Source organism: Streptomyces sp. NPDC057682 (assembly GCF_042799575.1).
Lineage (GTDB): Bacteria > Actinomycetota > Actinomycetes > Streptomycetales > Streptomycetaceae > Streptomyces.
Genome location: NZ_JBHVIN010000025.1, coordinates 133,509 through 148,664, shown reverse-complemented (window position 1 = coordinate 148,664; position 15,156 = coordinate 133,509). Strand labels below are relative to the sequence as shown.

Below are 15,156 nucleotides of genomic sequence, written 5' to 3'. Positions count from 1 at the left end.
CCCCGGGGGGGCGGCCGCCCCCCCCGGGGCCCGCCCCCCCCCCGCGGGCCCCCCCGCGGGGGGGGGGGGGCGCCTCTTCGGGCGGACGGGACCGGATCCGGAACAGTGTCCGGGAACGGGAGCCGGGCGTCGGGGTGCGCGGTGCGGGTGCCTCAGCCCGCCGCCGCGATGCGGCCGGCCGCCCCGGAGGCCTTGAGCTCCACCTCGCGCCGGCGTCTGCGGGCCAGCGCCACCCGGCGCTCGGCCGCGGTGAGACCGCCCCAGACCCCGTACGGCTCGGGCTGCACCAGCGCGTGCTCGCGGCACTCGGTCATCACCGGGCACCGTGCGCAGACCCGCTTGGCGGACTCCTCCCGCGACAGCCGGGCGGCGGTCGGCTCCTTCGACGGGGCGAAGAACAGCCCGGCCTCGTCCCGGCGGCACACCGCCTCCGAGTGCCAGGGACCGGCCTGGTCCTCCCGGGCGGGGGACCGCTGCGGAGGCACGGCGGCGACCTGCAGGGACTGGTGCGGCAGTGACAGCACGGTCTACTCCTGACGACGGCTTCGCGAGCGAGAGACGATGCAGCACTCCCTACCCGCTGTACGCACGCCTATGCACTGAGTGGCACTCCGTTCGGAATCCGCGGAAATGCGCGGGCCCCGATTCGGTGCCGAATCCGCGCCGAATCGACGTCAGTGACCGAGGTGTTTGCCGAGATTCCTGTCCAGGTGCTTGTCGAGGTGTTTGCGCACCCGGTCCTGGAGATCCGCGATGAACTTGCCGCGCTTGGGCTTTGCCTCGACGCTGCCGAACACCGAATATCCGTTGACGACGACCACCGGGGCCTCGGGCTCGGGCGATTCCAGCGTGACGACTTCGAAATTCCCGAAGATGCCCGTACCGCTGCCGCGCAGCGAGATGTTCTCCGGAACCCTGATCTCCACGCTGCCGAAGACGGAGGTCGCGTTGATCACGGTGAGCCGCTGGCCGAACAGGGCCTCGGTCAGGTCGATTTCGACGCTGCCGAACAGCGCGAACGCGTTCGTCCGCGCGCCGACGCGCCAACGCCCCTTGCGGGTGGAGCTGCTGAAGATCGCCACCAGGTTGTCGGCCGGGCCCGCCGGCTCCTCCGGGACGTCGGCGGCGGGGGCGGCCGCCGCCCGGGGGACGCCGCCCGGTATCGGGAGGTCCCGTACGAGCGGTTCGAGCTCCCCGACGGTCTTGGCGCGGTAGACCGAGTCGACGCGCTCGGCGTGCTCGTCGGCGGTCAGCCGGCCCTCGGCCATCGCCTCCCGCAGGATGTCCGCGATCCGGTCGCGGTCCGCGTCGGAGGCGCGGATGCCTTCGGGTTCCGCCGGTGCGGCCGGCCGCTGGGGGTGCTTTTCGAGGTCCACCGGCCCAGCGTACCCAAACGCGATAGATCGCGACTAGGGGGCAACGCCGCCTGTCGCGCGCATACGCGCGGGGCACGGTGAGCCCTACCTCACAAGCCCGGTGCCCGCGCGGGGTCCTACCCTGGTGGGTGCGCTGTCCAAGGGTGGCCAGCCGCTGTCTGCCGAGTGAGGAATGGCCGTAATGCCAGAGTTTGCGTACTCCGATCTGCTCCCCGTGGGCGAGGACACCACGCCGTACCGACTGGTCACCGCCGAGGGTGTGTCCACCTTCGAGGCCGACGGGCGTACGTTCCTCAAGGTCGAGCCGGAGGCGCTGCGCACCCTGGCCGCCGAGGCCATGCACGACATCTCGCACTATCTGCGCCCGGCCCACCTGGCGCAGCTGCGGCGGATCGTGGACGACCCGGAGGCCTCGTCGAACGACAAGTTCGTCGCGCTCGACCTGCTGAAGAACGCGAACATCGCCGCCGCGGGCGTGCTGCCCATGTGCCAGGACACCGGCACCGCGATCGTGATGGGCAAGCGCGGGCAGAACGTGCTGACCGAGGGCGGTGACGAGGAGGCCCTGTCGCACGGCATCTTCGACGCGTACACCAAGCTCAACCTGCGCTACTCGCAGATGGCCCCGCTGACCATGTGGGACGAGAAGAACACCGGCTCCAACCTCCCGGCCCAGATCGAGCTGTACGCGACCGACGGCGGCGCGTACAAGTTCCTCTTCATGGCCAAGGGCGGCGGCTCGGCCAACAAGTCGTTCCTCTTCCAGGAGACCAAGGCGGTCCTCAACGAGGCCTCCATGATGAAGTTCCTGGAGGAGAAGATCCGTTCGCTGGGCACCGCGGCCTGCCCGCCGTACCACCTGGCGATCGTCGTCGGCGGTACGTCCGCCGAGTTCGCGCTGAAGACCGCGAAGTACGCCTCCGCGCACTACTTGGACGAGCTGCCCACCGAGGGCTCCCCCACCGGTCACGGCTTCCGTGACAAGGAGCTGGAGGAGAAGGTCTTCGAGCTGACGCAGAAGATCGGGATCGGGGCGCAGTTCGGCGGGAAGTACTTCTGCCACGACGTGCGCGTGGTGCGGCTGCCCCGGCACGGCGCCTCGCTGCCCGTCGCGATCGCCGTGTCCTGCTCGGCCGACCGTCAGGCCACCGCGAAGATCACCGCCGAGGGCGTCTTCCTGGAGCAGCTGGAGAAGGACCCGGCGCGCTTCCTGCCGGACACCACCGACGAGCACCTGGACACCGGCGGCGACGTCGTCCGGATCGACCTCAACCGGCCGATGGACGAGATCCTCGCCGAGCTGACCAAGTACCCGGTGAAGACCCGGCTCTCGCTGACCGGTCCGCTGGTCGTGGCGCGCGACATCGCGCACGCCAAGATCAAGGAACGCCTCGACGCGGGCGAGGAGATGCCGCAGTACCTGAAGGACCACCCGGTGTACTACGCGGGTCCGGCGAAGACGCCCGAGGGTTACGCCTCCGGTTCCTTCGGCCCGACGACGGCCGGCCGGATGGACAGCTATGTCGCGCAGTTCCAGGCGGCGGGCGGCTCCAAGGTGATGCTGGCGAAGGGCAACCGCTCGAAGCAGGTCACCGACGCGTGCGGCGAGCACGGCGGTTTCTACCTCGGCTCGATCGGCGGCCCGGCGGCCCGGCTCGCGCAGGACTGCATCAAGAAGGTCGAGGTCGTCGAGTACGAGGAGCTCGGCATGGAGGCGGTCTGGAGGATCGAGGTGGAGGACTTCCCGGCGTTCGTCGTCGTCGACGACAAGGGCAACGACTTCTTCACCGAGCCCGCCCCGGCGCCCACGTTCACCAGCATTCCGGTGCGCGGCCCCGGTCTGGCCTGAGGCGACGGCCCGCGGCCCGGGTACTCCGGGCCGCGGGCTCAGCCGTCGAGCAGTCCCGAGGTCGCGACCAGATAGCCGAGCTGCGCGCGGCTGGTGCTGCCCAGCTGCTCGGAGACCTTCCGCATGTGCTCGGCGACGCTGCGGCGGCTCATGCCGATCCGCCGGGCGATGGCGGCGTCCGTCTCGCCGTTGACCACCGCGACGAGGATGGCGCGCTGGAGGTCGGAGGTGACGACGGGGGTGCGCAGCGGGGTGCGTTCGGGCCGGACCGGTACCGCGCGGGCCCAGGCCTCGTCGAAGGCGCGGACCAGGAAGCGGACCAGGGACGGGTGCTGGATGCGCAGCGCCTCGTCGGGTGCGTCGGAGAAGGGGACGAAGGCCAGGTCCCGGTCGAGGACGATGACCCGGTCGGTGATCTCGGCGAGGGTCCTGACCTCGGCCCCGGCGGCGGTCACCTGCTCGATGTAGGCGAGCGTGGCCCGGTCGGAGCGGACGGTGTGCTGGTAGATCGTGCGCTGGTGGACGCCCCGGCCGAGGTTGCCCAGGTCCCGGGTGAGGGCCTCCTCCAGGACGCCCGCGGGCCGGCCGCCGCCGGGATGGGCGGTGCGCACCTCCTCGCGGCAGTCGGCCACCCCGGCGTCGAGCGCCTTGCTGATGACGGCCCGGCCGGAGAGCCGGGTGAGCTCGGGCCGGCTGGTGCGGTGCGCGTCCGCGTACAGGGTCTCGAAGACGGAGAGCGCGGTGCGGGTGGCGCGCAGGGTGCGGCGGCGTTCGAGGACGGCTTCCCGGAGCGGGGTGAGCGCGGCGTGGGAGGCGGTCTCGGGCGGTACGGGGATGAGGAGTCCCGGGGCCTCGCGGTCGGCGACCATCAGATGCAGGGCCCGCAGGCAGTCGGGGACCTCGGAGGCGGGAAGTCCGCCGGTGCGCAGTGCGCCGCGGTAGGCGGTGAGCGCCGTCTCGCACGGACGCTCCGGTACGGGACGGTCACCCCACGCGCGGCCGTCCGACGACGATTCGCGGCAATCACACATCGGTGGGCGGGAATGATCGTCCTTCACAAGGATGCAGATTACCTTTGCGCATGCGGTCCGGCGGCGGAGCTTCGCGGGGGCCGGACGACCATGGCGGGATGACGTCCGAGACCGAGTCCCCCTCCCCCGGCCGCCCCGCCGGAACGCCGGACGGCTCCGCGCGCGGTGAACGGCGGTACCGCGTCCTGGTGGCGGGTTACGCCGTCTCCTCGTACGGCACGTTCCTGAATATGGTGGCGCTCAATCTGTTCGTCTACGAGACGACGGGGCGGGCCCTCGCGCTGGGGCTGTTCATGGCGGTCCGGCTGGGTTCGGGATTCGCGGCCGGGCTGACGGCGGGCACGCTGCTGGCGCGTTTCACGGCGAAAAGCATCATGCTCTGGACGAATATCGCGCAGGCGGCGGTGATGCTGCTGCTGATCTGCGCGCCGGACGCCCTGCGGACGGCTGCGCTGGTCGCGGTCTCCGTGGTGGTCGGCGGGTGCGGGACGCTGTTCATGGTGGCGCTGCGCAGTTCCATTCCGGAGATGGTCGGCGAGGAGCGGCGGTCCTGGGCGAACTCGCTGTCGATCACCGGGCGTTCGATGGCGATGGTGGCCGGTTTCGCCTCGGCGGGCGTGGTCGTCTCGCTCGTCGGGTACACCGCCGCGTTCGTGGTGGACATGGCGACGTTCACGGTGTGCGCGGTGACGGTGGCGCTGCTGCCGTTCGCGGGCGGCGGGGAGCGGCGGCCGGAGCGGGCGGAGGAGGAGGCCCCGGCGGCCCGGCGGCGGATGCCCGTCGCGTTCGCCGCGCTGTCCGCCGTGCCGGGGATGGCGCTGATGGTGGCGCTGCGCGGGGTGGACGCGCTCGGCTCCTCGTCGCACAACGCGGCGCTGCCGGTCTACTCCAGCACGCTCGACGCCGCGCGCCCCGCCGTGTTCGTCAGCGCGTTCTGGTGTCTGTGGGCGCTGGGCAACATCGCGGCCCAGCGGGCGGTCCAGCGGTACGGGAAGCGGACCGGCCGGGCGCCGGGGGCGGCGGCCTTCGGCTACGGCACCTGTCTGATGTCGGGCTCGTTCGTCCTGGCGTTCGCGGGGTTCGGGCCGGTGGCCACGGCGGTGGTCGCCCTGGTCGCCGGGGCCGCCGACGGGCTCACCGAGGTCGCGTACACCTCGCATCTCCAGACCCTGCCGGCCGGACCGCGGGCGCATGCCTTCGGGCTCTCCGCGACGGTGGAGAACCTGGGCTTCGGGGCCGGGATGATCCTCGTGGCGGCGGCCCTGGACCGCTTCAGCCCGCTGGCGGTGGTGGGCTGGTCGCACGGGGTGGCCCTGCTGGTGGCGGTGGTCTTCCTGATCCGGGTGCGGGGGGCGCGCGGGACGGCGACGGCGCCGTGAACCGGTGCGGCGATCCCTGCCCCGACCGTCTGATTCCAGCCAATCTCGCGTGGTACGGCCCCGCGGCGCACGCCCCGTCGCGACGGCCGGAGCCCTCCGTGGCCGTGCGCGTGGCGGGCGGCGGGCGGCGCGGGGGCCGGGCGGGCCGGGTCCGTACCGCCCCACCGGTCCCTTCCGCCTCCTGGGCCCCGGCGGACGGGTACCGGGCCCGGTCCCGCACGCCACCGCCTCTTTTCCGCAGGTCCCCGGCCGGGCCGCTTGCGGGACGGACGGCCGGTGCGGTGAGTTGTCCGACGTTGCCGGGGCCGCCCCCGTTCCCGTGCCCCTGTCCGAACCGTCCCCCTCGCCCCGCGGTCCGGTCCCCCGCGCCCGCACCCTCCCACTCCGGAAAGGCGGACACCGCATGACGCCGGTACCCCCTCGCAGCCACGCCGACGACCTGCTCTCCTTCATCAGTGCCAGCCCGTCCCCGTACCACGCGGTGGCGAGCGCGGCCCAGCGGCTGGAGAAGGCCGGCTTCCGCGAGCTGCGCGGCACCGACGACTGGACGGGCACGACCGGGGGCTGCTTCGTCGCCCGCGGCGGCGCCCTGATCGCCTGGTACGCCCCGTCCGGGACACCCGCCCACACCCCGTTCCGGATCATCGGCACCCACACCGACTCGCCGAACCTGCGCGTCAAGCCCAGCCCCGACACCGCGTCGGCGGGTTGGCGGCAGATCGCCGTGGAGATCTACGGCGGGGTCCCGCTCAACACCTGGCTCGACCGGGATCTGGGCGTCTCGGGCCGGCTCGCGCTGCGCGGTCCCGGCGGCCGCGTCGAGTCACGGCTGGTCCAGATCGACGAACCGCTGCTGCGCGTGCCGCAGCTGGCGATCCATCTGGACCGCACCGTCAACGACGGTCTGGCCCTGGACCGGCAGCGGCACCTCGCGCCGGTCTGGTCGCTGGGCCGGGCCGAGGAGGGCGCGCTGCTGCGCCGGGTCGCGGAGGCCGCCGAGGCGGATCCGGACGAGGTGCTGGGCTGGGACCTGATGCTCCATGACGTCCAGCCGCCCGGATATCTGGGCGCGGAGCGGGAGTTCCTGGTGTCCTCGCGGCTGGACAACCTGGTCTCGGTGCACGCCGGGGTGACCGCGCTGACCGCGGCGGCCGCCCGTGGGGCGGAGCCGGCGTACGTACCGGTGCTGGCGGCCTTCGACCACGAGGAGGTCGGCAGCGGTTCGGACACCGGGGCGCAGAGCCCCCTGCTGGAGCGGGTGCTGAGCCGTTCCGTGACGGCCAGGGGCGGCAGTCCGGAGGACTGGGCGCGCGCCCTGTCGGGGGCGTTCTGCGTCTCGGCCGACATGGCGCACGCCGTGCACCCCAACTACGCGGAGCGCCACGACCCCGACCACCGCCCGCTGCCCAACGGCGGCCCGACGGTGAAGGTCAACGTCAACCAGCGGTACGCCACCGACTCCTCGGGGATCGCGGTGTTCGCCTCGGCGTGCGAGCGGGCGGGTGCGCCCTGGCAGCCGTTCGTCTCCCACAACGCGATGCCGTGCGGCACCTCGATCGGCCCGCTCACGGCGGCCCGGCTGGGGGTGCAGACGGTGGACGTGGGCGTTCCGGGGCTCTCGATGCACTCGGCGCGCGAGCTGTGCGGGGCGGACGACCCGGGCCATCTTGCGGCGGTCCTCGGCGCCTTCGTGACCGGCGGCTGAGCCGTGCGGGGAGGGGCGTCCCCCTCCCCGCACCGTCGTACGAGGGGCGCGGTCACGCGAAGCGCTGCTGGGCACCTCCGTCGCAGGGCTGGAGGCGGAGCGGGTCGTGGGCGCCCGCCAGGGTCGCGCACAGCCCGGTCGCGGCGGCCGGGCGCAGGGTGCCGGACTGCCGGACGAACTTCTGGTTGGCCGCGCCCGAGCAGTTGTAGAGGATCAGCGCGGCGCCCGCCCTGTAGTCGGCGCCCGGGACGTCCAGGCAGCGGTCGTGGCTGAGCTCCGTGCGCAGCGTCCGGGTGCCGGAGTCGTACCACCAGCCCTGGTTGCGTCCGCCGTGGCACTCCCAGCCGGTGACCCCGGTGTTGTTGCGGGTGACCGAGGCGGGGGCGTCCAGACAGCTGCCGGTCGCCTCACCGCGCACCGGCTTGAAGGCGTCGTCCCAGGCCAGCGGCTGGAGCACCGGCTGTCCGGTGCTCGCCGGGTCGGCGCAGCTCGCCTCGCGCACCCCGGCGTTGTAGATCTGGGTGAGGCAGGAGGCGAAGGCGCCGTGGCCGGCGGCGTTGGGGTGGAAGGACTGCCGGACGGAGTTGGAGTCCGGCGGGAAGTGCGAGAGGTCGATGTAGAGGCCGCGGGCCCAGGTCGACTCGCTGCACACCTCGTGGCCGTGGAAGAGCCGGGAGTTGTCCAGGTAGACCGCACCGGTGTCGGCGGCCGCCCTGCGCATGCCGCGTTCGAAGGCGGGGACGGCGACGTTGCGGCCCCAGGCGGCGTCGGAGTCGTATCCGGCGCAGCCGCCGGGAAGCTTGCCCGGGTAGTTCGGGTTGTCGTAGAAGTCCGGGCCGATGGGGCTCGGGTAGCCCATGACGACGAGCTTGTAGTCGCCGTCCGCGTATCCGGCGCCGGTCATCACGGTGCGCAGGTCGCGGACGGTCTTCTCGACCTTGGGGACGAGCCCGTCGACACGGGCCTGCCAGCCGCCGTCGTACTTGGGCTCGCAGGTGCCCTGGGACAGCACCCAGCGGGTGACGCAGTCCGTCATGACCGGACCGAACTGGAGGTCGTCGTTGGCGCCCGCGACCAGCACGATCATCTTGATGCGGGTGTTGCGCGCCTTGATGGCGAGGTTGTCGCTCTGCACCAGTTCGTCGGCGTACTGCTTGGAGCCGCCGATGACGATGTTGCCGGTGTACGCGCCGGAGCAGGAGACGTTGTACGTGACGTCGGCGGCGATGCCGGTGCGGTGGATGGCGGAGTCGGGTGAGCGGTGGCACCAGTTGTCGGGGCCGTTGGTGCCCGCCTCGTACGTGCCGACGCCCTCGCCGGAGATCTCGCTGTCGCCGAGCGAGATGAGCCCGGTCTTGCGCTGGGCGAGCGGCCGCTCGGCCGGGTCGCCGTACAGCCGGGTGGCCTCGGCGGCGCGGATGGCCTCCAGTTCGGGCGGCAGTGCGGTGGATGCGGTAGTGCTGGACGCGGGCTGTGCCGCTCCCGCCGGTCCGGCGGCGACGGTCATGCCGCCGAGCGCGGCCGCCATGGCCGCGGCGGCCGCGACGGTACAGCGGAGTCTGTGCCTGGTGCGCCTCATTGCGCCTCCCCGGGTTGTGGTTACCCCCGGTATTTACTGGTCGGTAGGCGACTTGGGAATACATGGAACAAGACAAGTGCTCATCTTTTTGGGCGACTTCAAGGAGATTGAACGATGACGGATCAGGGAACGGGCGAGGGCTACCGGATCGAGCACGACTCGATGGGCGAGGTCAGGGTGCCCGCGGACGCCAAGTGGCGGGCCCAGACGCAGCGGGCCGTGGAGAACTTCCCGGTCTCCGGACAGCGCCTGGAGCGGGCCCACATCGAGGCCCTGGCCCGCGTCAAGGCCGCCGCGGCCAAGGTCAACGCCGAGCTGAAGGTCCTCGACCCGGACATCGCGCGGGCGATCCAGGAGGCGGCGGCCGAGGTCGCCGAGGGCCGCTGGGACGCGCACTTCCCCGTCGACGTCTTCCAGACCGGCTCCGGTACCTCCTCGAACATGAACACCAATGAGGTGCTGGCCACCCTCGCCACCGAACGCCTCGGCCGCGAGGTCCATCCCAACGACCACGTCAACGCCTCGCAGTCCTCCAACGACGTCTTCCCGTCCTCCATCCACATCGCCGCCACCGCGGCCGTGACCGGCGATCTGGTCCCGGCCCTGGAGCATCTGGCGGCCGCCCTGGAACGCAAGGCCGCGGAGTTCGCCACCGTCGTGAAGTCGGGGCGCACCCATCTGATGGACGCCACCCCCGTCACCCTGGGCCAGGAGTTCGGCGGTTACGCGGCCCAGATCCGCTACGGCGTCGAGCGGCTGCGCGCCTCGCTGCCCCGCCTCGCCGAGCTCCCGCTGGGCGGCACCGCCGTGGGCACCGGCATCAACACCCCGCCCGGCTTCTCCGCCGCCGTGATCGCCGAGGTCGCGCGGGCCACGGGGCTGCCGCTCACCGAGGCCCGGGACCACTTCGAGGCGCAGGGCGCCCGGGACGGCCTGGTCGAGACCTCCGGACAGCTCCGCACGATCGCGGGCTCGCTGACCAAGATCTCCAACGATCTGCGCTGGATGGCCTCGGGCCCGCGCACCGGCCTCGCCGAGATCAGCCTCCCCGACCTCCAGCCGGGCTCCTCGATCATGCCGGGCAAGGTGAATCCGGTCATCCCCGAGGCCGTGCTGATGGTCGCCGCGCAGGTGACGGGGAACGACGCCACGGTGGCCGCCGCCGGGGCCGCCGGCAACTTCGAGCTGAACGTGATGCTCCCGGTCATGGCCAAGAACCTGCTGGAGTCCGTCCGGCTGCTGGCCAACGCCTCCCGGCTGCTCGCGGACCGCACGGTCGACGGGATCACCGCCCATGCCGAGCGGGCCCGGGAGTACGCCGAGTCCTCCCCGTCCGTCGTCACCCCGCTGAACAAGTACATCGGCTACGAGGAGGCCGCCAAGGTCGCCAAGCGCGCGCTGGCCGAACGCCGCACGATCCGCGAGGTGGTGCTGGACATGGGCTACGTCGAACGCGGCGACCTCACCGTGGAACAGCTCGACGAGGCGCTCGACGTGTTGCGTATGACCCGTCCGTGACACGCGTCGCTGCGACGCGGGCGGCGGCCTCATTAGGATCTCTCCATGACAGGTACCGGAGAGACCGAGCGCTGGGCGCCGGGTGATCAGATCCTGTGGCGCTACCGCGGCAACGGGCCCGGCCGGTCGCCCCACCCCGTCCACATCTGCCGTCCGGTCACCGTCGTCCAGGACACCGACGAGCTGCTCGCCGTCTGGGTGGCCCCCGGCACCGAATGCGTGAAGCCGGTGCTGGCGGACGGCACAGACGTGCACGCGGAACCGCTCGCCACCCGGTACACCGCCCCGCGCACCACCGCCCGCACCCCCTGGCTGGGCAACGGGGTGCTCAAGCTGGCCCGGCCCGGCGAGCCCTGGTCGGTCTGGCTGTTCTGGGAACGCTCCTGGCAGTTCCGCAGCTGGTACGTGAACCTGGAGGAGCCCCGGACCCGCTGGCGGGGCGGGATCGACTCCGAGGACCACTTCCTCGACATCTCGGTCTACCCGGACCGCAGCTGGCTCTGGCGCGACGAGGACGAGTTCGCCCAGGCCCAGCGGGCCGGGCTGATGACCCCGGACCAGGCCCGGCGGGTGCGGGCGGCGGGACGGGCCGCGGTCGGGGTGATCACCGACTGGGGGGCGCCGTTCCGCGACGGCTGGGAGGACTGGCGGCCCGATCCGGCCTGGCGGGTGCCGGAGCTGCCCGCCGACTGGGACCGGCTCCCCGATGACTGGGACCGCACCCCTTCCGCCATGCCGACATGAGACCCTTGATGCACCCCGCGGGGGCAAACGTAGGATCGTCCTCGGGAGCCACGCTCCGCCCCAACCCACGGGCGCGGGACGCGGCCTGACCGCAAGTCACCGAGTCGTCGCAGACATCGCACGCTTCATGAACCGCATCAGCCGTATGAGTCGCACGAGTTGCCCGACACCGCAGGAGCCACGACGAGGGGGTGGAGACGTGCTCGCTGTCCGACGCCCCGGCACCGGAAACGTTGTCATCGGCCCTCCCGGCCGGCGAACGGTTTCGGCCCCGCGTCCCGGGACACGGGAATCCGGCCGTTGTGACGGCCGCTCCCGCCGGGGCACAGTAGCGCCTCACGAGGCCGAAGCCACTGCCTCATCCAACCGGCCCGGACGGACGGAATCCCACGCGTGACGGAGCAGCCCACCTCCCACGAAGGCCGGCAGCCTCTCGCTGCCCGGTCGCAGGAACGCACCCGGCCGCGGCAGCGCGATGCCGCGGCCGCGCCCGCCCCTGCCTCCGCGGCGATCCCGGCCCCGGCCAAGGGCCCGAACCCGGCCCCGGCCGGACCGGCCCCCGACCCGCAGGCAGCGGCCCGTCGCGAGGGCGACCGGCTGCGCTTCGTGGGGGCCGCGACCCGGCGGATCGCCCGCGGCATAGACCTGGACGAGATCGTCCTGGGCCTGTGCCGGGCCAGCGTGCCGACGTTCTCCGACGCCATACTCGTCTATCTCCGCGACCCGCTCCCGGTCGGCGACGAGCGGCCCGTCAGCCCGTTCGTCCTGCGGCTGCGCCGCTCCGACCGGCTGCGGCTGAGCGACGAGGACACCGAGAGCCTGTCGGAGACCGAGCGGCTGCGGCCGCCCGCCGTCGATCCGCAGGGCGATCTGATCCCCGCCGCGGAGCTGTGCGAGGTGCTGGCCGGCGGCGCGCTGGCCGAGGTGCTGCGCGGCGTGCGGCCGGTCTTCGGCGACTCGGCCGCTGCCCGGGTCGCGCTGCCCGAGCTGCTGGGCGCCGACCGGGTCGTGCCCTCCGGGCACCGGGCCATCCTCGCGCCGCTGCGCGGCCGGCGCCGGGTGATCGGCGCGGCCGTCTTCCTGCGCGGCACCGAACGCCCGCCCTTCGAGGCCAACGATCTGCTGGTCGCCGCGCAGCTGGCCACGCACACCGCGCTCGGCATCGACAAGGCCGTGCTCTACGGCCGCGAGGCCTACATCGCGGACGAGCTCCAGCGCACCATGCTGCCCGACTCGCTCCCGCAGCCGACCGGTGTGCGGCTCGCCTCGCGCTATCTCCCGGCCGCCGAGACGGCCCGGGTCGGCGGCGACTGGTACGACGCGATCCCGCTGCCCGGCAGCCGGGTCGCCCTCGTCGTCGGTGATGTGATGGGCCACTCCATGACCTCCGCCGCGATCATGGGCCAGCTGCGCACCACCGCCCAGACCCTGGCCGGTCTCGACCTGCCTCCGCAGGAGGTCCTGCACCATCTGGACGAACAGGCGCAGCGGCTGGGCAGCGACCGCATGGCGACCTGCCTGTACGCGGTGTACGACCCCGTCGCGCACCGGATCACCATCGCCAACGCCGGCCATCCGCCGCCCGTGCTGCTCCACCTCGGGGGCCGTGCCGAGGTGCTGAAGGTGCCGCCCGGGGCCCCGATCGGGGTCGGCGGGGTGGACTTCGAGGCCGTGGAGCTGGACGCGCCCGCGGGCGCCACGCTGCTGCTCTACACCGACGGCCTGGTGGAGTCCCGGCTGCGGGACGTGTGGACCGGCATCGAGCAGCTGCGCGAGCGGCTGGCCGCCACGGCCCGGCTGACCGGTCCGGACCACTCGCCGCCGCTGGAGGCCCTCTGCGACGACGTGCTGGACATGCTCGGGCCGGGCGACCGGGACGACGACATCGCGCTGCTCGCCGCCCGGTTCGACGGGATCGCGCCCAGCGACGTGGCGTACTGGCATCTGGACCCGGAGGACTCGGCCCCGGGCCGGGCTCGTCGGCTGGCCCGCCGGGCGCTGAGCCGCTGGGGTCTGGACGAGCTGGCGGACTCGGTGGAGCTGCTGGTCAGCGAGGTGGTGACCAATGCCGTGCGGTACGCGGAGCGGCCGGTGACGCTGCGGCTGCTGCGGACCGACATGCTGCGCTGCGAGGTCGGCGACGACGCCCCGCAGCTGCCCCGGCAGCGGCGCGCCCGGGACATGGACGAGGGCGGCCGGGGGCTGTTCCTGGTCAACCGGCTGGCCCGGCGGTGGGGGGCGACCCGGCTCTCGACCGGCAAGGTCGTCTGGTTCGAGATGCCCGCCCGGGGGCAGTGACCACCACCCCCCGCACCCCGTCACCCTGGGTGACCGAAATGTTGCCGACCCTCCCGTCCCGGAGTTGACTTCAGTCGTGTGCCACGCGGCCTGACCGAAACCCCACCGACGGGAGGCGCCCGGTGACCGAGGAACCCAGGACCAAGAACACCGCCCACACCACGAACAACGCAGGGATTCCGGTGGAGAGCGACGAACACTCGCTCACCGTCGGCCCCGACGGGCCGATCCTGCTCCAGGACCACTACCTGATCGAGAAGATGGCCCAGTTCAACCGGGAACGGGTCCCCGAACGGGTGGTGCACGCCAAGGGATCCGGCGCGTACGGCGTCTTCGAGGTGACCAACGACGTCAGCCAGTTCACCAAGGCCGACCTCTTCCAGCCGGGCAAGCGGACGGCGATGCTGGCCCGTTTCTCGACGGTCGCCGGGGAGCAGGGCTCCCCCGACACCTGGCGCGACCCGCGCGGCTTCGCGCTGAAGTTCTACACCGAGCACGGCAACTACGACATGGTCGGCAACAACACGCCGGTCTTCTTCGTCCGTGACCCGATGAAGTTCCAGGACTTCATCCGCTCGCAGAAGCGCCGCCCGGACAACGGGGTGCGCGACCACGACATGCAGTGGGACTTCTGGACGCTCTCCCCGGAGAGCGCCCACCAGGTGACCTGGCTGATGGGCGACCGGGGCATCCCGAAGACGTACCGCCACATGGACGGCTTCAGCTCGCACACCTATCTCTGGGTGAACGCGGGCGGCGAGCGGTTCTGGGTGAAGTACCACTTCAAGACGGACCAGGGCATCGAGTTCTACACGCAGGACGAGGCCGACGCGATGGCCGGGACCGACGGGGACGTCCACCGCCGGGACCTGTTCGAGTCGATCAAGCGGGGCGACCACCCGAGCTGGACGCTCTCCGTCCAGGTCATGCCGTTCGACGACGCCCCGGACTACCGGTTCAACCCCTTCGATCTGACGAAGGTGTGGCCGCACGGCGACTACCCGCTGATCGAGGTCGGCCGGATGACGCTGAACGAGAACCCCGAGGACTTCTTCGTCCACATCGAGCAGGCGTCCTTCGAGCCGTCGAACCTGGTGCCCGGCATCGGCCCGTCGCCCGACAAGATGCTGCTGGGCCGGCTCTTCTCGTACCCGGACACCCACCGCTACCGGATCGGTCCGAACTACGCGCAGCTACCACCGAACCGGCCGCGCTTCGGGCGGAACTCGTACGCCAAGGACGGCCCGATGCGGTACGAGCCGTCGCGCACGGGCGCGGTCTACGCGCCGAACTCGTACGGCGGTCCGGAGGCCGACACCGCGCGCTTCGGCGAGCCTGCGGGCTGGGCCTCGGCGGGCGAGATGGTGCACGAGGCCTACACGCTGCGCCGGGACGACGACGACTGGGGCCAGGCGGGCACGCTGGTGCGCGAGGTCCTCGACGACGCGGCGCGCGAGCGGCTGGTGGCGAATATTTCCGGCCATCTGCTGGACGGGGTGAGCCGGCCGGTCCTGGAGCGGGCGTTCCAGTACTGGCGCCAGGTGGACCGGGACCTCGGCGACCGGGTCGCGAAGAAGGTCGGCGGCTGACCGGCCGGAGCGGCGCGGACAGCCGGACGGGCGGGGTACGAGGAGTGGCCTCGTACCCCGCCCGTCGGGGTCTCCGGTGCGGTGCGCC

General features: G+C 72.5%; 11 protein-coding genes. 7 read left to right on the top strand and 4 right to left on the bottom strand.

The annotated features are described in order from the left end of the window. Positions 1–152: 152 nt before the first annotated feature. The gene (locus ACFVDM_RS35425) at positions 153–524 is read right to left on the bottom strand and encodes a WhiB family transcriptional regulator (RefSeq protein WP_383650481.1); all 372 of its coding nucleotides are present in this window, start codon (positions 522–524) and stop codon (positions 153–155) included. Between the two features lie 150 nt (positions 525–674). Beyond that, the gene (locus ACFVDM_RS35420) at positions 675–1,376 is read right to left on the bottom strand and encodes a DUF1707 domain-containing protein (RefSeq protein ID WP_383650479.1); all 702 of its coding nucleotides are present in this window, start codon (positions 1,374–1,376) and stop codon (positions 675–677) included. Positions 1,377–1,557: 181 nt separating this feature from the next. Between ACFVDM_RS35420 and ACFVDM_RS35415 the strand changes: the two genes are divergently transcribed. Beyond that, on the top strand, positions 1,558–3,225 hold the full coding sequence (locus ACFVDM_RS35415) for a fumarate hydratase (protein WP_383650477.1): 1,668 nt from the start codon (positions 1,558–1,560) through the stop codon (positions 3,223–3,225). A gap of 38 nt (positions 3,226–3,263) precedes the next feature. Here ACFVDM_RS35415 and ACFVDM_RS35410 read toward each other — a convergent pair whose 3' ends face one another. Further along, positions 3,264–4,283, bottom strand: a complete 1,020-nt coding sequence (locus ACFVDM_RS35410; RefSeq protein ID WP_383650475.1) for a LuxR C-terminal-related transcriptional regulator — start codon at positions 4,281–4,283, stop codon at positions 3,264–3,266. A 161-nt stretch (positions 4,284–4,444) separates the two neighbouring features. Here ACFVDM_RS35410 and ACFVDM_RS35405 point away from each other — a divergent pair, with 161 nt between their 5' ends. Further along, on the top strand, positions 4,445–5,635 hold the full coding sequence (locus ACFVDM_RS35405) for an MFS transporter (RefSeq protein WP_383650493.1): 1,191 nt from the start codon (positions 4,445–4,447) through the stop codon (positions 5,633–5,635). A 403-nt stretch (positions 5,636–6,038) separates the two neighbouring features. After that, on the top strand, positions 6,039–7,340 hold the full coding sequence (locus ACFVDM_RS35400; protein ID WP_383650472.1) for a M18 family aminopeptidase: 1,302 nt from the start codon (positions 6,039–6,041) through the stop codon (positions 7,338–7,340). A gap of 52 nt (positions 7,341–7,392) precedes the next feature. Here the strand turns inward: ACFVDM_RS35400 and ACFVDM_RS35395 are convergent, their stop codons facing one another. After that, the gene (locus tag ACFVDM_RS35395) at positions 7,393–8,919 is read right to left on the bottom strand and encodes a ricin-type beta-trefoil lectin domain protein (protein ID WP_383650470.1); all 1,527 of its coding nucleotides are present in this window, start codon (positions 8,917–8,919) and stop codon (positions 7,393–7,395) included. Between the two features lie 114 nt (positions 8,920–9,033). Between ACFVDM_RS35395 and ACFVDM_RS35390 the strand changes: the two genes are divergently transcribed. From ACFVDM_RS35390 to ACFVDM_RS35375, 4 genes are all read left to right on the top strand, one after another. Then, positions 9,034–10,437: a class II fumarate hydratase gene (locus ACFVDM_RS35390; RefSeq protein WP_383650467.1), complete on the top strand. Its 1,404-nt coding sequence runs from the start codon at positions 9,034–9,036 to the stop codon at positions 10,435–10,437. Between the two features lie 45 nt (positions 10,438–10,482). After that, a complete protein-coding gene (locus ACFVDM_RS35385) occupies positions 10,483–11,181 on the top strand; it encodes a DUF402 domain-containing protein (RefSeq protein WP_383650464.1) in 699 nt (232 codons plus the stop codon). Between the two features lie 393 nt (positions 11,182–11,574). Then, positions 11,575–13,479, top strand: coding sequence for a SpoIIE family protein phosphatase (locus ACFVDM_RS35380; RefSeq protein WP_383650462.1), 1,905 nt, complete (start codon positions 11,575–11,577; stop codon positions 13,477–13,479). Between the two features lie 122 nt (positions 13,480–13,601). After that, positions 13,602–15,068, top strand: a complete 1,467-nt coding sequence (locus tag ACFVDM_RS35375; protein ID WP_383650460.1) for a catalase — start codon at positions 13,602–13,604, stop codon at positions 15,066–15,068. Positions 15,069–15,156 lie beyond the last annotated feature (88 nt).